This is a genomic window from Pseudescherichia vulneris NBRC 102420 (genome assembly GCF_000759795.1).
In the GTDB taxonomy this organism is placed as follows: domain Bacteria; phylum Pseudomonadota; class Gammaproteobacteria; order Enterobacterales; family Enterobacteriaceae; genus Pseudescherichia; species Pseudescherichia vulneris.
The window spans coordinates 144521-160512 of the sequence record NZ_BBMZ01000002.1 but is presented as its reverse complement, the minus strand read 5'-3'; the positions used below and the strand labels follow the sequence as shown (position 1 = coordinate 160512).

Sequence of the window (15992 nt, the reverse complement as noted above, 5' to 3'; positions counted from 1 at the left end):
GCCGCCATGAATACCACTATTGCCCAACAAATTGCTAATGAAGGCGGCGTCGAAGCGTACCTGCACGCCCAGCAGCACAAAAGCCTGCTGCGCTTTCTGACCTGCGGCAGCGTCGACGACGGCAAAAGCACCCTGATTGGCCGTCTGCTGCACGACACGCGCCAGATTTATGAAGATCAGCTCTCCACGCTGCACAACGACAGCAAGCGCCACGGTACTCAGGGCGAAAAGCTTGACCTCGCGCTGCTGGTGGATGGCCTGCAGGCCGAGCGTGAGCAGGGGATCACCATTGATGTGGCCTACCGCTACTTCTCTACTGAAAAACGCAAATTCATTATCGCCGATACCCCGGGGCACGAGCAGTACACCCGTAACATGGCGACCGGGGCCTCGACCTGCGATCTGGCGATCCTGCTGATCGACGCGCGTAAAGGCGTGCTGGATCAGACCCGTCGCCACAGCTTTATCTCCACCCTGCTGGGCATTAAGCACCTGGTGGTGGCGGTAAACAAAATGGACCTGGTGGAGTTTAGCGAAGAGACCTTTGACACGATCCGCCAGAGCTACCTGACCTTTGCCGAGCAGCTGCCGGGCAACCTCGATATCCGCTTTGTGCCGCTGTCGGCGCTGGAAGGGGATAACGTTGCCAGCCAGAGCGCAAGCATGCCGTGGTACAGCGGCCCGACGCTGCTGGAGGTGCTGGAGAACGTTGAGATCCAGCGCGTAGTCGATACCCAGCCGATGCGCTTCCCGGTGCAGTACGTTAACCGTCCGAACCTCGACTTCCGCGGCTTCTCCGGTACCGTGGCCTCCGGCAGTATCAAGGTTGGCCAGCGCGTTAAGGTGCTGCCATCGGGCGTAGAGTCCACGGTAGCACGCATTGTGACGTTCGATGGCGATCTGCAGGAAGCGGGCGCGGGCGAAGCGGTGACCCTGGTGCTGAGGGATGAGATCGACATCAGCCGGGGCGATCTGCTGCTGGATGCGCAGGCGAACCTGCCAGCCGTACAGCGCGCTGCGGTAGACGTGGTATGGATGGCCGAGCAGCCGCTGACCCCAGGCCAGAGCTACGACATCAAAATCGCCGGCAAGAAGACCCGTGCGCGGGTGGACGGCGTTCAGTATCAGGTGGACATCAATAACCTGACCCAGCGCAGCGTCGATGCGCTGCCGCTGAACGGTATCGGTCTGGTTGATCTGACCTTTGACGAGCCGCTGGTGCTGGATAAATACCAGGATAACCCGGTTACCGGCGGGATGATCTTTATCGATCGCCTGAGCAACGTTACCGTCGGGGCGGGCATGGTGAATCAGCCGAACGCTGACGCCGTGGCTGCGCCGTCTGAGTTCAGCGCCTTTGAGCTGGAGCTGAACGCGCTGGTGCGCAAGCACTTCCCACACTGGGGCGCACGCGATCTGCTGGGAGGCAAATAATGGCGGATCATGACGAGAACGTCGTCTGGCACGCGCATCCCGTCACCGCGCAGCAGCGGGAGCAACTCCACGGCCACCGTGGGGTTGTGCTGTGGTTTACCGGGCTATCCGGCTCGGGTAAATCCACGGTCGCCGGGGCGCTGGAGGAGGCGCTGCACCGGCTGGGCGTGAGCACCTATCTACTGGACGGCGATAACGTACGCCACGGTCTGTGCAGCGATCTGGGCTTCAGCGACGACGATCGCAAGGAGAACATTCGCCGCGTGGGCGAGGTAGCCCGGCTGATGGTCGATGCGGGGCTGGTGGTGCTGACGGCTTTCATCTCTCCGCACCGGGCCGAGCGGCAGATGGTGCGCGAGCGCGTAGGCGAGGGACGTTTTTACGAGGTCTTTGTTGATACCTCCCTGGCTACCTGCGAAGCGCGGGATCCCAAAGGGCTGTATAAAAAGGCGCGGGCCGGTGAGCTACGCCATTTTACCGGCATCGATTCCGTTTATGAGGCACCTGAGTTACCCGAGGTGCATCTGGACGGCGAACAATTAGTAACAAATTTAGTGGCTCAATTATTAGATCTACTGAAACGGGACGATATTATCAGATCCTGAGACAACGCCGGGTTTTGCGCCCGGCAAGTCAGGTCACAGGATCCACTATGCGCAATAGCCAGAATATTACTATTACCCCATCTGAAACCGGCGTTGCCAACGAAGAGACGACCTGGTCACTGCCAGGCGCTGTCGTTGGCTTTGCCTCATGGCTGCTGGCGCTAAGCATTCCGTTCCTGCTGTACGGCTCTAACACCCTCTTTTTCTTTCTCTATACCTGGCCGTTCTTTCTGGCGCTAATGCCCGTTGCGGTTATGGTCGGGATTGCTATCCACTCCTTGCTTAACGGCAGGCTGGTTTACAGCAGCCTGGTGACGGCGCTCGCCAGCGTCGCCATGTTCGGTATGCTATTTATGTGGCTGATGGGTTAAAGCACGCCATAATTCAAACCGTAACGCTTTTTAAGACGATGTTTCCAGGTGTGGGCAGTGCCTGGAGCGCGTGAGGTATGGTACATTTGGCAGCGTCGTTACGGCATCGGCTTAGAGTGGAGTCCTGGCGTAAGTTATGGGATGATGATGCCGTTTTACAGGGGGCAGGATGGGTAAATTAACGCTGCTGTTGCTGGCTTTGCTGGTCTGGCTACAGTATTCATTGTGGTTTGGCAAGAATGGCCTCCACGACTTCAGCCGCGTCAGCGATGATGTCACAGTACAGCAGGCAACAAACGCTAAGCTTAAAGCGCGCAACGATCAGCTGTTCGCCGAGATTGACGATCTCAACGGCGGCCAGGAAGCGATTGAAGAGCGTGCACGTAACGAACTCAGTATGACCAAGCCGGGCGAAACCTTTTATCGTCTGGTTCCGGATGCGTCTAAACGCACTCCAGGGTCACCACAAAATAATCGATAACAGGCCCAGGTTTTCTTACATGGCAGCAATAGTTCCGGCCATCTGTGCCGTCGTACCGGCCGCCGGATTTGGCCGTCGTATGCAAACGGAATGCCCTAAACAGTATCTTTCGATTGGCAATAAAACCATCCTTGAACACGCGGTTGCGGCGTTGCTGGCAAATCCGCGTGTTGAGCGGGTGATTATTGCCGTCAGCCCAGGCGACGAGCGCTTCGCCCGGTTGCCGCTGGCGCATCATCCTCAGGTGACCGTGGTGGACGGTGGCGCAGAGCGCGCCGATTCGGTGCTGGCTGGCCTGCACGCTGCCGGCGATGCCGAGTGGGTGCTGGTGCACGATGCGGCCCGTCCCTGCCTGCATCAGGACGATCTCTCCCGTCTGCTCTCTCTTAGCGAAACCAGCCGTACGGGTGGCATTCTGGCCGCCCCGGTGCGCGATACCATGAAGCGCGCCGAGCCCGGCAAGAGCGCCATTGCCCACACCGTGGATCGTAACAATCTGTGGCACGCGCTAACCCCCCAGTTTTTCCCCTTGCCGCTGCTTAAACTGTGCCTGACGCGGGCGCTTAACGATGGGGCAACCATCACCGATGAGGCCTCAGCGCTGGAGCACTGCGGCTATCATCCCGAGCTGGTTGCCGGTCGCGCTGATAATATTAAAGTGACGCGGCCTGAAGACCTGGCGCTGGCAGAATTTTATCTTACCCGTAACGCCTCTATGGAGAACTGATAATGCGTATTGGACACGGCTTTGACGTACACGCTTTTGGCGGCGAAGGCCCGATTATCATCGGCGGCGTACGTATTCCCTATGAGAAAGGGCTGCTGGCGCACTCCGATGGCGACGTGGCCCTGCACGCCTTAACCGATGCGCTGTTGGGCGCGGCGGCGCTGGGCGATATCGGCAAACTCTTCCCGGACACCGATCCGGCATTTAAAGGCGCTGACAGCCGCGAGCTGCTGCGCGAGGCATGGCGTCGTATTCAGGCAAAAGGCTATACCCTTGGCAATGTGGATGTGACTATCATCGCCCAGGCACCGAAAATGCTGCCGCATATCCCGCAGATGCGCATCTTTATTGCAGAAGATCTCGGCTGCCACATGGATGACGTTAACGTTAAGGCCACCACCACCGAGAAGCTGGGCTTTACCGGACGCGGCGAAGGCATTGCCTGCGAAGCCGTGGCGCTGTTAGTCAAGGCGGCTAAATGACCGAGTTTGACGCGCTGACGTACCTGCATGGCAAACCGCTGGGCAGCGGCCTGCTGAAGGCTAACCCGGAAGATTTCGTCGTGGTAGAAGATTTAGGCTTCGCGCCCGACGGCGAGGGTGAGCATATTCTGGTGCGGGTGCTGAAGACCAGCTGCAATACCCGCTTTGTCGCCGACGCGCTGGCAAAATTCCTCAAAATCTCCGCCCGGGAGGTCAGCTTCGCCGGGCAGAAAGACAGGCATGCAGTGACCGAGCAGTGGCTCTGCGCCCGCGTGCCGGGTAAAGCGATGCCAGATCTCAGCGCGTTTCAGCTGGAAGGCTGCCAGGTGCTTGAGTACGCACGGCACAAACGCAAGCTGCGGCTGGGGGCGCTAAAGGGCAACCAGTTTACGCTGGCGCTGCGCGAAGTCAGCGACCGCGCCGACGTCGAGGCGCGTCTTACGGCAATCGCCGAGCAGGGCGTCCCGAACTACTTTGGCGCGCAGCGCTTTGGTATTGGCGGCAGCAACCTGCACGGTGCGTTGCGCTGGGCGCAGAGCGATGCCCCGGTGCGCGATCGCAATAAACGTAGTTTTTGGTTGTCGGCGGCCCGCAGCGCGTTGTTTAATCAGATCGTCAGCGAGCGTCTGAAAAAAGCGGACTTTAATCAAGTTGTTGACGGCGATGCGCTACAATTAGCGGGGCGCGGAAGCTGGTTCGTGGCCACGCCGGAAGAGCTGGCATCGCTTCAGGCGCGCGTCGATGACAAAGCGCTGTTGATTACCGCTGCGCTGCCGGGCACCGGCGAGTGGGGAACCCAGCGCGAGGCACTGGCGCGTGAAGAGGCGGCCATTAGCGATTCGTCTCTGTTACAGTCCCTGCTGGTGCGTGAAAAGGTTGAGGCCTCGCGCCGCGCCGCGCTGCTCTATCCGCAGCAGCTGAGCTGGAACTGGTGGGATGATGTTACTGTTGAACTGCGCTTCTGGCTGCCAGCCGGGAGCTTTGCCACCAGCGTTGTAAGGGAACTTATCAATACATCGGGTGATTATGCGAATATTGCTGAGTAACGATGACGGGATCCATGCGCCAGGCATTCAGACTCTGGCCCATGCTTTACGGGAATTTGCCGATGTGCAGGTTGTCGCGCCCGATCGTAACCGCAGCGGAGCCTCTAACTCCCTGACGCTGGAATCGTCACTTCGTACCTTTACCTTCGAAAATGGCGATATCGCCGTGCAGATGGGGACGCCTACCGACTGCGTCTTTCTGGGCGTTAATGCGCTGATGCGCCCGCGTCCGGACGTCGTGGTGGCCGGGATCAACGCCGGGCCTAACCTTGGCGACGATGTGATCTACTCCGGGACGGTAGCCGCAGCAATGGAAGGGCGTCACCTTGGTTTCCCGGCGCTGGCGGTCTCGCTTAACGGCTACACGCACTACGACACCGCCGCTGCCGTGACCTGCTCCATTCTTCGCGCCCTGAGCCGGGAGCCGCTGCGCACCGGCCGCATTCTGAATATCAACGTGCCCGATCTGCCTCTCGATCAGATCAAAGGCATTCGCGTGACCCGCTGCGGCAGTCGCCATCCGGCGGATAAGGTCATTCCGCAGGAGGATCCGCGCGGCAATACGCTCTACTGGATTGGTCCGCCGGGTGAGAAGCACGATGCCGGGCCGGACACCGACTTCGCCGCCGTAGATGAAGGCTACGTCTCGGTGACGCCGCTGCATGTCGATCTTACTGCGTACGGTGCGCGTGACGTTGTTTCGGACTGGTTAAGCCGTGCCGGGGTGAACACGCAATGGTAAGCAGACGCGTACAAGCCCTTCTCGATCAGTTACGCACCCAGGGCATTAAAGATGAGCATGTCCTGGAGGCTATCGCACGGGTTCCCCGTGAGAAATTTATTGATGAAGCGTTTGAACACAAAGCGTGGGAAAACGTCGCGCTGCCTATCGGCCAGGGGCAGACCATTTCGCAGCCCTATATGGTGGCGCGGATGACCGAACTGCTGGCGCTGACGCCGGACTCCAGAGTGCTGGAGATTGGCACCGGCTCTGGCTATCAAACCGCTATCCTGGCGCATCTGGTGCGCCATGTCTGCTCCGTTGAGCGCATCAAGAGTCTTCAGTGGCAGGCGCGTCGTCGCCTGAAGCAGCTCGATCTGCATAATGTTTCTACGCGTCATGGCGATGGCTGGCAGGGGTGGCAGGCGCGCGCGCCGTTTGATGCCATCATTGTGACGGCCGCACCGCCGGAGATCCCCGCTGCGCTTCTGGCGCAGCTGGATAACGGCGGCATTCTCGTTTTACCCGTGGGCGATGAGCACCAGCAGCTAAAGTGCATCCATCGACGGGGAAGCGAATTTATCATCGAAACCGTGGAAGACGTACGCTTTGTCCCGCTGGTGAAAGGCGAGCTGGCCTGAGACCCGGATTTTTCCTAAAGTTTTCAGCGAGTTTAAGCGTAAGGTGGGGCGGCGTTAATTAACGCCACGGTTTTCAACACGCACAAGCAAATACATTTTTGGGGGATAAATGAGCACGGGAAGCCCAACATTCACCTTAAGCCGGATTGCGGCACTGTCACTGGTTTCGCTCTGGCTGGCAGGATGCTCAAATTCTGGTAATCCACCCGCACCGGTAAGCTCGGTTGACGGCGGCAACGCCTCCGGCAGCAGCACCGAATCCGGGATGTTAATTACCCCTCCACCGAAGATGGGCAGTACGCCGCAGCAGGCACCGCAAATTCAACCGGTTCAGCCGGTTATCGCGCCGCCAACGACCATTCAGCCAGCGACCCCTCAACCGGTGACGTCGCAGCCAGTTCAGACGCAAAATGGTCGAATTGTTTACAATCGTCAGTATGGGAACATTCCGAAAGGTAGCTATACTGGCGGCAGCACTTACACTGTGAAACGCGGTGACACACTGTTTTACATTGCTTGGGTAACGGGCAATGATTTCCGTGATCTGGCCCAGCGGAATGGCGTTGCCGCCCCGTATGGCCTGAATGTCGGGCAAGTTCTCCAGGTCGGGAATTCATCCGGTACGCCAATTACTGGCGGTAATGCAATCACTCAGGCCGATGCTTCCGCGCAAGGAATCGTGACTCCGCCTGCACAAAAATCAACCGTAGTAGTTGCGCCGCAACCGACAATTACGTATTCTGAGGACTCAGGTGAACAGAGTGCTAACAAAATGTTGCCGAACAACAAGCCTGCGACGGTAGTCACAGCGCCTGTTACAGCACCTACGGTTAGTAATTCTGAGGTAAGTACCACCGAACCGACAGCCAGCAGTACGTCAACCAGCGCACCGATTTCAACATGGCGCTGGCCTACTGATGGCAACGTTATCGATAACTTCTCTGCAACCGAAGGTGGCAATAAAGGGATCGATATCGCAGGGTCGAAAGGCCAGGCTATCGTCGCGACCGCAGATGGACGCGTGGTATATGCCGGTAACGCTCTGCGCGGTTACGGTAATCTTATTATCATCAAACATAACGATGATTACCTGAGTGCCTACGCCCATAACGATACGATGCTGGTCCGGGAACAACAAGACATCAAGGCGGGGCAGAAGATAGCTACCATGGGTAGCACCGGAACCAGTTCTACACGTTTGCATTTTGAAATTCGTTACAAGGGGAAATCCGTCAACCCGCTGCGTTATTTACCGCAGCGATAATTTGGCAAAGTCGTTATACTATCTTTGCTTTGCCGTGGCAGCTTGTGCAAAAGCCGCTGCCGCGACTAAGAAAAGGGGTATGGAGATTTTGTTCAGGGATCACGGGTAGGAGCCACCTTATGAGTCAGAATACGCTGAAAGTTCATGATCTAAATGAAGATGCGGAATTTGATGAGAACGGAGTTGAGGCTTTCGATGAGAAAGATAACGGTCCGGAAGACACCACGCAGGACGATGACATGAAGCAGAGCATCGTCAAATGGCTGTTCGAACTGAACGCCAAACAGCGTGAGGTGCTGGCACGTCGTTTCGGTCTGCTGGGCTACGAAGCTGCAACGCTTGAGGATGTGGGCCGTGAGATTGGCCTGACTCGTGAACGCGTTCGTCAGATTCAGGTTGAAGGTCTGCGTCGTCTGCGTGAAATTCTGCAGACGCAGGGACTGAATATCGAAGCGCTGTTCCGCGAATAAGCGACACCATTCCAAAAAAGGCCAGTCATCTGACTGGCCTTTTTCTTTTATGCTTTCGGATTGCAAAGATTTTCACTGAACCCGTAGGCCGGGCAAGGCAGAGCCGCCGCCCGGCATAACCCAAATTAATTGAGCGTATAGTCCAGAGTGATCTCCGCCTTCAGCAGCTGGGAAACTGGGCAACCCGCTTTGGCTTTGTTGATGATCTTATCGAAGGTCTCTTCTTCGATATTCGGCACTTTCACCGTACTGGTCAGCGCGATTTTAGTGATCGCGAAGCCGCCGTCGACCTTATCCAGCGACACATCTGCCGTGGTGTCGATGCTCTCCGGCGTATAGCCCTCTTCACCCAGCATCAAGGACAGCGCCATAGAGAAGCAGCCCGCGTGCGCAGCACCGATCAGCTCTTCCGGGTTCGTCCCGGCCGCGCCTTCGAAGCGGGTGTTAAAACCGTAAGGCTGCTGCTTTAATGCGCCGCTCTCGGTAGAGATGGTGCCTTTACCGCCTTTGATGTCGCCTTCCCAGTGTGCCTGACCTTTCTTATGGATCGTCATGTATTCGCTCCTTTTTTGGATGAAAACCTAAGTATAGAAGCTCAGGCCAGGCCCACAAAAAACTACGCCATATTCTTAAGGCGATAGATCCACTCCAGCGCCTGGCGCGGAGAAAGGGTATCGGGGTCGAGAGTCTCCAACGCCTCAACTGCCGGATGCGTCTCCTCCGGTGCGGCAAGCAGCGACATCTGCGTTCCATCGACCTGGGTGGCCGCTGCGTTTGGCGTAATGCTCTCCAGCTCGCGCAGCTTCTGCCGGGCGCGCTTTATCACCTCTTTCGGCACGCCCGCCAGGGCCGCTACCGCCAGGCCATAGCTTTTGCTGGCCGCGCCATCCTGCACGCTGTGCATAAAGGCGATAGTATCCCCGTGCTCCAGCGCATCAAGATGCACGTTAGCCACGCCCTCCATCTTCTCCGGCAGCTGGGTCAGCTCGAAGTAGTGGGTAGCAAACAGGGTCAGCGCCTTAATGCGGTTCGCCAGGTTCTCTGCGCAGGCCCACGCCAGCGACAGCCCGTCGTAGGTGGAGGTGCCGCGCCCGATCTCATCCATCAGCACCAGGCTATTTTCCGTGGCGTTGTGCAGGATGTTGGCGGTTTCGGTCATCTCTACCATAAAGGTTGAACGCCCGCTGGCCAGATCGTCCGCCGCGCCTACGCGGGTGAAGATGCGGTCGATAGGGCCAATCTCTACCTTCTGCGCCGGGACGTAGCTGCCGATATAGGCCAGCAGAGCAATCAGCGCGGTTTGGCGCATATAGGTACTTTTACCGCCCATGTTGGGCCCGGTAATAATCAGCATCCGCCGCTGTGGCGAGAGGTTCAGCGGGTTGGCAATAAACGGCTCGTTCAGCACCTGCTCAACCACCGGATGACGCCCTTCGCTAATACGGATGCCCGGCTTATCGCTAAAGGTTGGGCAGCAGTAGTTAAGGGTGTAGGCGCGTTCGGCCAGGTTAACCAGCACGTCAAGCTCCGCCAGGGCGCTGGCGCTCTGCTGAAGATCGGCCAGGTGCGGCATCAGCAGGTCAAAGAGTTCGTCATAGAGCTGCTTCTCCAACGCCAGCGCTTTGCCTTTCGAGGTCAGCACCTTGTCTTCGTACTCTTTCAGCTCGGGAATGATATAGCGCTCGGCGTTCTTCAGGGTCTGGCGACGCACGTAGTGAATAGGCGCATGATGGCTCTGGCCTCGGCTGATCTGAATAAAGTAGCCGTGCACCGCGTTATAGCCTACCTTCAGGGTGTCGAGACCCAGCTTCTCGCGCTCGCGGATCTCCAGCTTATCCAGATAGTCCGTTGCACCATCCGCCAGGGCGCGCCACTCGTCCAGCTCGGTATTATAGCCGGGGGCGATCACGCCGCCGTCGCGCACCAGCACCGGCGGGGCATCGATGATTGCCCGCTCCAGCAGCTCGCGCAGCTCGTTAAATTCGCCCATCGTCTCCCGCAGCCGCTGTACCGGCGCGCTATCGACTTCGGCCAGCATCTCTCTTAGGGTGGGGAGCTGCTGGAAGGTATGACGCATGCGAGCCAGATCGCGCGGGCGCGCAGTGCGCAGGGCCAGACGTGCCAGAATACGCTCCAGATCGCCGACCTGACGCAGCACCGGCTGGAGCTCTGCAGTGGCGTCCTGTAGCGCGGCGATGGTCTGCTGGCGCTCGGTCAGCGTTTTAATGTCACGCACCGGCATATGTAGCCAGCGTTTAAGCATGCGGCTACCCATCGGCGTGACCGTGCAGTCAAGCACCGAGGCGAGGGTGTTCTCAATGCCGCCGGCCAGGTTCTGGGTGATCTCCAGGTTACGGCGGGTCGCAGCATCCATAATGATGCTGTCCTGCTGGCGCTCTATAGTGATTGCCCGGATGTGGGGCAGGGAGGTGCGCTGGGTATCTTTCACATACTGTAGCAGGCAGCCCGCAGCGCACAGGCCGCGCGTAGCATTCTCGACGCCAAAGCCCACCAGATCGCGGGTGCCGAATTGAAGGTTCAGCTGCTGGCGGGCGGTATCGATCTCAAATTCCCACAGCGGACGGCGGCGCAGACCGCGACGGCCTTCTATCAGGGCGGTCTCGGCAAAATCTTCGGCGTAGAGCAGCTCTGCCGGATTGGTGCGCTGGAGCTCAGCGGCCATGGTCTCACGATCCGCTGGCTCGCTCAGGCGAAAACGCCCGGAGCTGATATCCAGGGTAGCGTAGCCAAAGCCTTTGCTGTCCTGCCAGATGGCCGCCAGCAGGTTGTCCTGACGCTCGTGCAGCAGCGCTTCATCGCTGATGGTGCCAGGCGTGACGATGCGCACCACCTTGCGCTCAACCGGCCCTTTGCTGGTGGCCGGATCGCCAATCTGTTCGCAAATGGCCACCGACTCACCGAGGCTCACCAGCTTCGCCAGATAGTTCTCCACCGCGTGATGCGGCACGCCCGCCATCGGAATGGGTTCACCCGCCGAGGCACCACGTTTAGTCAGGGAGATGTCCATCAGCTGCGAAGCGCGTTTCGCATCGTCATAGAACAGCTCATAAAAATCCCCCATCCGGTAGAAGAGCAGGATATCCGGATGCTGGGCTTTCAGCTTCAGGTACTGCTGCATCATGGGCGTGTGGGCGTCGAAGTTCTCTTGTGTACTCATGAAGTTATGTCCAGTTCCCTGATTTAAAATGAGGTGCAGATACAGTTGTTGTCGTGGGTATTTGCATGGGGGACATGATAACGGAGATACGCATTCGCTGGAAAGCAGCGATAAAGAACTTCACGAGACGCCTTCCAGTTTTACTAAAGAGGAACGGCGTAGCAACCGAAGATGTTTTAGCACAGGTTAAAGAAGCGTAAGCTCATACCAGAGACGCATGGCGCTACAAAGCCTATTTTCGCCTGTTTATTCTATAAAGATAATTTAGTGCCGCTAAACTATTTAGGGCAATAGTGGAAGAATATATTTAGTTTACTTTTGTCAGGCTTATAGTCACGGTGCGTTATTTACCCGGTGCGTGCCATTAACATTTCCCAGGCGAACGATCGGGTATCTCATATAGGATATTTTATCTTTTTATAAAGATGCCTTAAAAATACAATTAATATTTTTTAATGCTATATTCTGATGATCGGCAATGAATCATTGCTACTAATTATAGTAGTGGTAATTGTAATTATCTTGCGTTATGAGTTAACGTCACAGGTGCCGTTAATAAACCCTATTTATCATGTAGTTATCTAATTAGCTGGAGTCTTTTAAAGCTTTATTGGTGCTTTTTTGCCATGTACACTGTTGGATTCTACTATTAGCACTTATGGTGCTCTGCTGTGCCCTTAAAACAGGTAGCATGCGCCGACGTATATTGAATTGATGGAAACTTGCTTTACAATTGTTTCTCAGTTGTCAAAAAAAGCAGTCGAGAAATGGAACTTACTCGTTAAGTTTCGTGCGGTAGCTATGCCTTTTGCATAGGCAGAGTACGGTAAATTATCATTTTCCTGTAATGATAGCACTTAAGTGAAACTTCACATCTCCTGTTAACGATCTTCAGAATATTGCTACGGAAAAGCATATGAAAAAGCGACTCATTATTTCCCTTCTCTTTGTTATGACGGTTGCAGGGTGTAAAGCACCGACCAAGCCTGCAATGACTGACGATACTCTCGTCACCCACGAGGTGAACGGCGTGACCTTGACCCACCGTAATGCGGTCTCGCCGCCAGCGGAGTTTACGCCGGTAAACGCCTCCTACCGCGCTCTCTACCCCGCCTCGCTAATGACCCGCCCTGACTTTAGCGGCAAGGTCGTGCGTACGCTTGAGACCGGTAAAACCTATGAAGTGCTGGGGCAGGTGGAACACTTCTGGATGGCGCTGGCAGACGAAGGTAAAGACGAGCTGATCGGTTACGTGCCAATGCGCGCCGTGGTTAAAGCGGATCAGTATGAAGCCACCATTCGTAAACCTTCTGTTCGGCCAAAAGCACGGAAAAAAGCCACCTGCGTGAACGTTGATGGCAGCGGTAAAGCCTGCAAAGACAATAATAACGGCACCTGGATCCTGGATTAATAGAGCTTTTGCGAGCGAATCCTCATGAATAAGAATACTTTTTTCGGCAGGGCTTCCCTGGCGTTTTTGCTGTTCATGTTTGCATTGATAAGTGGTTGCGCATCGTCTTCACACAGCGAGCCTTCCCGCTACACCCTGCAGTTTCAGGCCCATCCACAAATCAATGATTCTGCGCCACTCAAGGTCAGGGTATTGCTGCTGAAATCGGATGCGGACTTTATGTCTGCCGATTTCTACTCCCTGCAGAACAACGCGTCAGCTGTGCTTGGCGCAAACCTGTTGAATAGCGATGTGTTCTTCCTGATGCCCGGCCAACTGTCGAAAAGCCTGAGCGGACAAAGCTCTCCTGAGGCGCGATACGTTGGCATCATGGGGGAATACCAGGCGCTGGACGGCAAAAAATGGCGCATGTCACTTCCTCTGCCCGTGCCGGGCGAAAAACATATCTACCAGTTCTGGAAAGGGTCTGCAGAAGAACTGCAAGCCACTCTCTTTTTTGACGTAAACGGGATCCGCGTCATCAGCCAGTAACGCGTTTCTTAACAGGAAAACAGATCATCATGACGAAAGCAGAAAAGGTCGTCTGGACCGAAGGGATGTTTCTGCGTCCGCACCATTTTCAGCGCGCGGAAAGCTACCTGCAAAGCCACATTCGTGAGTGGGGTATGCTGCAACGCGCTTACCTGTGGGGTTTTCTCGATCTGGAGCTCGACGAGGCCATGCTGCGCCAGGGGTGTGTGGCGCTAAGCTACGCCAGCGGACTGATGCCCGACGGGACCTTCTTCCATTTCCGCGACAGCCGTAACGGCCCGCTGCCGCTGCAGATCCCCGATAACCTCTCTGGTGAAAAGGTCGTGCTGGCGCTGCCGGTACGCCGGGGCGAGCGTGAAGAGGTGGTCTTCAGCGAAGAGAAGGCCTCGCTGGCGCGCTTTGTCACGTTTGAAGAGGAGGTGGAAGATGACAACGCCCTGTCGGTAGGGGAGGCTACGGTACAGTTTGGTCGCCTGCGCCTGAAGCTCATGCTGGAGAAAGATCTGACGGCAGAGTGGACCGCGATTGGCGTCGCGTTCGTCAATGAAAAGCGTAACGATAACCACGTCCGGCTGGACAACAGCTACATTCCGCCGATGCTGAACGCCAACAACAGCCATGCTATCTACAGCATGATCAACGATCTGCACGGCCTGCTGGGTGAGCGAAGCCAGCAGATCGCAGGCCGCTTACGTCAGCCGGGTCGCTTCAACACCTCTGAACTGATTGAGTTCACGCTGCTGTCGCTGCTAAACCGTCACCTTGGTGAAGTTTCGCATATCAAATCCCTGCCGCTGCTGCACCCGGAGACGCTCTGGCGTAGCTGGTTGCCTTTTGCCTCTGAGCTGGCGACCTGGAACGCTCACCGCACCACGGAAAGCGTACTGCCGGTGTATAACCATGACGATCTGGCTGGCTGCTTTAGCAAATTGATGCTGCTGCTGCGTCAGGGCCTGTCGATGGTGATGGAAGATCAGGCGATTCAACTGCCGCTTACTGAGCGCTCTCACGGCCTCAACATCGCGACCGTGCCGGAAATCAGCATGGTGCGCGAGTTTGGCTTCGTACTGGCGGTAAAAGCCAGCGTGCCAGGTGAACATCTGCAAACGCATTTCCCGGCGCAGATGAAGGTCGCCCCCGTCTCTAAAATCCGCGATCTGGTGCAGCTCCAGCTGCCGGGTATTGCGCTGCGCGCCATGCCGGTGGCTCCGCCGCAAATCCCATGGCATGCCGGATACAGCTACTTTGAGCTGGAAAAAGGCGGCGAGCTGTGGAACGAAATGGATAAGTCCGGCGCGTTTGCCCTGCATCTGGCAGGCGAATTTCCAGGACTGGATATGGCGTTTTGGGCCATTCGTAGCCCAACAGAATAATAAAGCGAGCACTTAACATGCAGGAACGACAGGCTTCCGGCAACGATGCCGCATTTACCGGAGCGAGCAGCAATAACCTTCTGGTGGCAGCAGCGAATCCGCTGCTCAATGCTATCCCGCAGATCCGTCATTCAGTGTCCCATGACGATCAGGCTGGACTACGTCAGCGTTTAATCGATGAGATCCGGCGCTTCGAAGTGCGCTGTCAGCAGGCAGGGCTACCGTACGAAACCATCGTCGGTGCGCGCTACTGCCTCTGCACGGCGCTCGACGAAGCCGCCGCGCTGACGCCCTGGGGGAGCAGCGGCGTCTGGTCCGGGAGCGGTCTGCTGGTCACTTTCCACAATGAAACCTGGGGCGGAGAGAAGTTTTTCCAGCTGCTGGCGCGTCTGTCGCAGAACCCGCGCGAGCACATTCTGCTGCTGGAGATGATCAACTACTGTCTGCTGCTCGGCTTTGAAGGGCGCTATCGGGTGCTCGATAACGGCCGTACCCAGCTTGAAACCATCAAGCAGCGGCTGTGGCAGATGATCCGTGGCGTGCGCGGCAGCTATCCGCCGCCGCTCTCTCCACACCCGGAAGACCAGCCGGTGCTGCGTAAGCTGTGGCGACCCATGGTGCCACTGTGGGCCTGCGTGGCGCTGGCCGGATTCGCCGCCTGCCTGTTCTACATCATTCTCAACTGGCGGCTGGGCGACAGCACCAATCCGGTGCTGGCCAAGATCTACCAGACGCCGCTGCCCGAAGCGACCATTCAGCAGCCCGCGCAGCGTTTGCCTGCCGTCTTGAATCTGCGTGGCTTCCTCAAGCCTGAGATCGAGGCAGGGCTGGTGGCAGTGAAAGACGAAGCGGACCGCAGCGTGGTGATCCTGAAAGGGGATGGGCTGTTTGCCTCTGCCTCGACGGTAGTGAGAGACCGCTATGACCGGGTTATCGAGCGTATCGCCCAGGCGATGAACAACGTGAGCGGCAAGATCCTGGTGGTGGGCTACAGCGACAACGTGCCGATCCGCAGCGCCCGCTTCGCCTCCAACTACGAGCTCTCTCTTGAGCGCGCCCGGTCCGTGCAAAAGCAGTTGCAGGATCGCCTCTCGCAACCTCAGCGCGTGAAAGCCGAGGGGAGAGGGGAGATGGACCCCATCGCACCCAATACGACGCCGGAAAACCGCGCCCGTAACCGCCGCGTAGAAATTACTCTGCTGGTATCGCCTGAGAATACGCAGGCTGAGCTGAACGGATTGCCGCAAGGAAACTAGG

General features: G+C 57.1%; 16 protein-coding genes and 1 pseudogene. 15 read left to right on the top strand and 2 right to left on the bottom strand.

What is annotated here, in order from left to right; translation table 11 throughout:
• Positions 1–6: 6 nt before the first annotated feature.
• The 11 genes and pseudogenes from cysN to EV102420_RS00870 form a co-directional block, all read left to right on the top strand.
• Positions 7–1434 carry a sulfate adenylyltransferase subunit CysN gene (gene cysN, locus EV102420_RS00920; protein WP_042387831.1) on the top strand — a complete coding sequence of 476 codons (1428 nt, stop codon included), beginning with the start codon at positions 7–9 and terminating at the stop codon, positions 1432–1434.
• On the top strand, positions 1434–2039 hold the full coding sequence (cysC, locus tag EV102420_RS00915) for an adenylyl-sulfate kinase (protein WP_042387827.1): 606 nt from the start codon (positions 1434–1436) through the stop codon (positions 2037–2039). The genes cysN and cysC overlap by 1 nt, the downstream gene beginning before the upstream one ends.
• 47 nt (positions 2040–2086) lie before the next feature.
• Complete coding sequence (locus tag EV102420_RS00910; RefSeq protein ID WP_042387825.1) at positions 2087–2410, top strand: DUF3561 family protein; 324 nt, start codon at positions 2087–2089, stop codon at positions 2408–2410.
• 169 nt (positions 2411–2579) lie between these two features.
• Entirely contained in the window at positions 2580–2891 is a 312-nt protein-coding gene (gene ftsB, locus EV102420_RS00905; RefSeq protein ID WP_042387824.1) for a cell division protein FtsB, read from the top strand.
• Between the two features lie 19 nt (positions 2892–2910).
• Positions 2911–3618: a 2-C-methyl-D-erythritol 4-phosphate cytidylyltransferase gene (gene ispD / locus EV102420_RS00900; RefSeq protein ID WP_042387823.1), complete on the top strand. Its 708-nt coding sequence runs from the start codon at positions 2911–2913 to the stop codon at positions 3616–3618.
• A gap of 2 nt (positions 3619–3620) precedes the next feature.
• Positions 3621–4100: a 2-C-methyl-D-erythritol 2,4-cyclodiphosphate synthase gene (ispF, locus tag EV102420_RS00895; RefSeq protein ID WP_042387822.1), complete on the top strand. Its 480-nt coding sequence runs from the start codon at positions 3621–3623 to the stop codon at positions 4098–4100.
• Positions 4097–5146 (top strand): tRNA pseudouridine(13) synthase TruD, encoded by a 1050-nt coding sequence (truD, locus tag EV102420_RS00890; protein ID WP_042387821.1) that lies wholly within the window; start codon positions 4097–4099, stop codon positions 5144–5146. Before ispF ends, truD begins: the two co-directional genes overlap by 4 nt.
• Positions 5127–5888 (top strand): 5'/3'-nucleotidase SurE, encoded by a 762-nt coding sequence (gene surE, locus EV102420_RS00885; RefSeq protein ID WP_042387819.1) that lies wholly within the window; start codon positions 5127–5129, stop codon positions 5886–5888. Before truD ends, surE begins: the two co-directional genes overlap by 20 nt.
• Positions 5882–6508 carry a protein-L-isoaspartate(D-aspartate) O-methyltransferase gene (locus EV102420_RS00880; RefSeq protein WP_042387818.1) on the top strand — a complete coding sequence of 209 codons (627 nt, stop codon included), beginning with the start codon at positions 5882–5884 and terminating at the stop codon, positions 6506–6508. Before surE ends, EV102420_RS00880 begins: the two co-directional genes overlap by 7 nt.
• Positions 6509–6617: 109 nt before the next feature.
• Positions 6618–7772, top strand: a complete 1155-nt coding sequence (nlpD, locus tag EV102420_RS00875; RefSeq protein ID WP_042387815.1) for a murein hydrolase activator NlpD — start codon at positions 6618–6620, stop codon at positions 7770–7772.
• Positions 7773–7966: 194 nt separating this feature from the next.
• A pseudogene (locus tag EV102420_RS00870) lies at positions 7967–8242 on the top strand (sigma factor-like helix-turn-helix DNA-binding protein); the annotation flags it as partial.
• 125 nt (positions 8243–8367) lie between these two features.
• Here EV102420_RS00870 and EV102420_RS00865 read toward each other — a convergent pair.
• The gene (locus EV102420_RS00865) at positions 8368–8796 is read right to left on the bottom strand and encodes an OsmC family protein (protein ID WP_042387814.1); all 429 of its coding nucleotides are present in this window, start codon (positions 8794–8796) and stop codon (positions 8368–8370) included.
• A gap of 62 nt (positions 8797–8858) precedes the next feature.
• A complete protein-coding gene (gene mutS / locus EV102420_RS00860) occupies positions 8859–11420 on the bottom strand; it encodes a DNA mismatch repair protein MutS (protein WP_042387812.1) in 2562 nt (853 codons plus the stop codon).
• A 916-nt stretch (positions 11421–12336) separates the two neighbouring features.
• Between mutS and EV102420_RS00855 the strand changes: the two genes are divergently transcribed.
• Genes EV102420_RS00855 through EV102420_RS00840 form a run of 4 tightly spaced genes read left to right on the top strand, consistent with a single transcriptional unit; the run spans position 12337 to position 15991 of the window.
• A complete protein-coding gene (locus tag EV102420_RS00855) occupies positions 12337–12831 on the top strand; it encodes a hypothetical protein (protein WP_042387810.1) in 495 nt (164 codons plus the stop codon).
• Positions 12832–12855: 24 nt separating this feature from the next.
• Positions 12856–13362: a type VI secretion system lipoprotein TssJ gene (gene tssJ, locus EV102420_RS00850; protein ID WP_042387808.1), complete on the top strand. Its 507-nt coding sequence runs from the start codon at positions 12856–12858 to the stop codon at positions 13360–13362.
• 29 nt (positions 13363–13391) lie between these two features.
• Positions 13392–14735, top strand: a complete 1344-nt coding sequence (gene tssK, locus EV102420_RS00845; RefSeq protein WP_042387806.1) for a type VI secretion system baseplate subunit TssK — start codon at positions 13392–13394, stop codon at positions 14733–14735.
• A gap of 17 nt (positions 14736–14752) precedes the next feature.
• Positions 14753–15991 carry a DotU family type VI secretion system protein gene (locus EV102420_RS00840; protein ID WP_042387804.1) on the top strand — a complete coding sequence of 413 codons (1239 nt, stop codon included), beginning with the start codon at positions 14753–14755 and terminating at the stop codon, positions 15989–15991.
• Position 15992 lies beyond the last annotated feature (1 nt).

Coding starts and splice junctions, on each gene's coding strand:
- cysN (WP_042387831.1), top strand. CDS start 7: ATGAATACCACTATTGCCCAACAAATTGCTAATGAAGGCGGCGTCGAA.
- cysC (WP_042387827.1), top strand. CDS start 1,434: ATGGCGGATCATGACGAGAACGTCGTCTGGCACGCGCATCCCGTCACC.
- EV102420_RS00910 (WP_042387825.1), top strand. CDS start 2,087: ATGCGCAATAGCCAGAATATTACTATTACCCCATCTGAAACCGGCGTT.
- ftsB (WP_042387824.1), top strand. CDS start 2,580: ATGGGTAAATTAACGCTGCTGTTGCTGGCTTTGCTGGTCTGGCTACAG.
- ispD (WP_042387823.1), top strand. CDS start 2,911: ATGGCAGCAATAGTTCCGGCCATCTGTGCCGTCGTACCGGCCGCCGGA.
- ispF (WP_042387822.1), top strand. CDS start 3,621: ATGCGTATTGGACACGGCTTTGACGTACACGCTTTTGGCGGCGAAGGC.
- truD (WP_042387821.1), top strand. CDS start 4,097: ATGACCGAGTTTGACGCGCTGACGTACCTGCATGGCAAACCGCTGGGC.
- surE (WP_042387819.1), top strand. CDS start 5,127: ATGCGAATATTGCTGAGTAACGATGACGGGATCCATGCGCCAGGCATT.
- EV102420_RS00880 (WP_042387818.1), top strand. CDS start 5,882: ATGGTAAGCAGACGCGTACAAGCCCTTCTCGATCAGTTACGCACCCAG.
- nlpD (WP_042387815.1), top strand. CDS start 6,618: ATGAGCACGGGAAGCCCAACATTCACCTTAAGCCGGATTGCGGCACTG.
- EV102420_RS00865 (WP_042387814.1), bottom strand. CDS start 8,796: ATGACGATCCATAAGAAAGGTCAGGCACACTGGGAAGGCGACATCAAA.
- mutS (WP_042387812.1), bottom strand. CDS start 11,420: ATGAGTACACAAGAGAACTTCGACGCCCACACGCCCATGATGCAGCAG.
- EV102420_RS00855 (WP_042387810.1), top strand. CDS start 12,337: ATGAAAAAGCGACTCATTATTTCCCTTCTCTTTGTTATGACGGTTGCA.
- tssJ (WP_042387808.1), top strand. CDS start 12,856: ATGAATAAGAATACTTTTTTCGGCAGGGCTTCCCTGGCGTTTTTGCTG.
- tssK (WP_042387806.1), top strand. CDS start 13,392: ATGACGAAAGCAGAAAAGGTCGTCTGGACCGAAGGGATGTTTCTGCGT.
- EV102420_RS00840 (WP_042387804.1), top strand. CDS start 14,753: ATGCAGGAACGACAGGCTTCCGGCAACGATGCCGCATTTACCGGAGCG.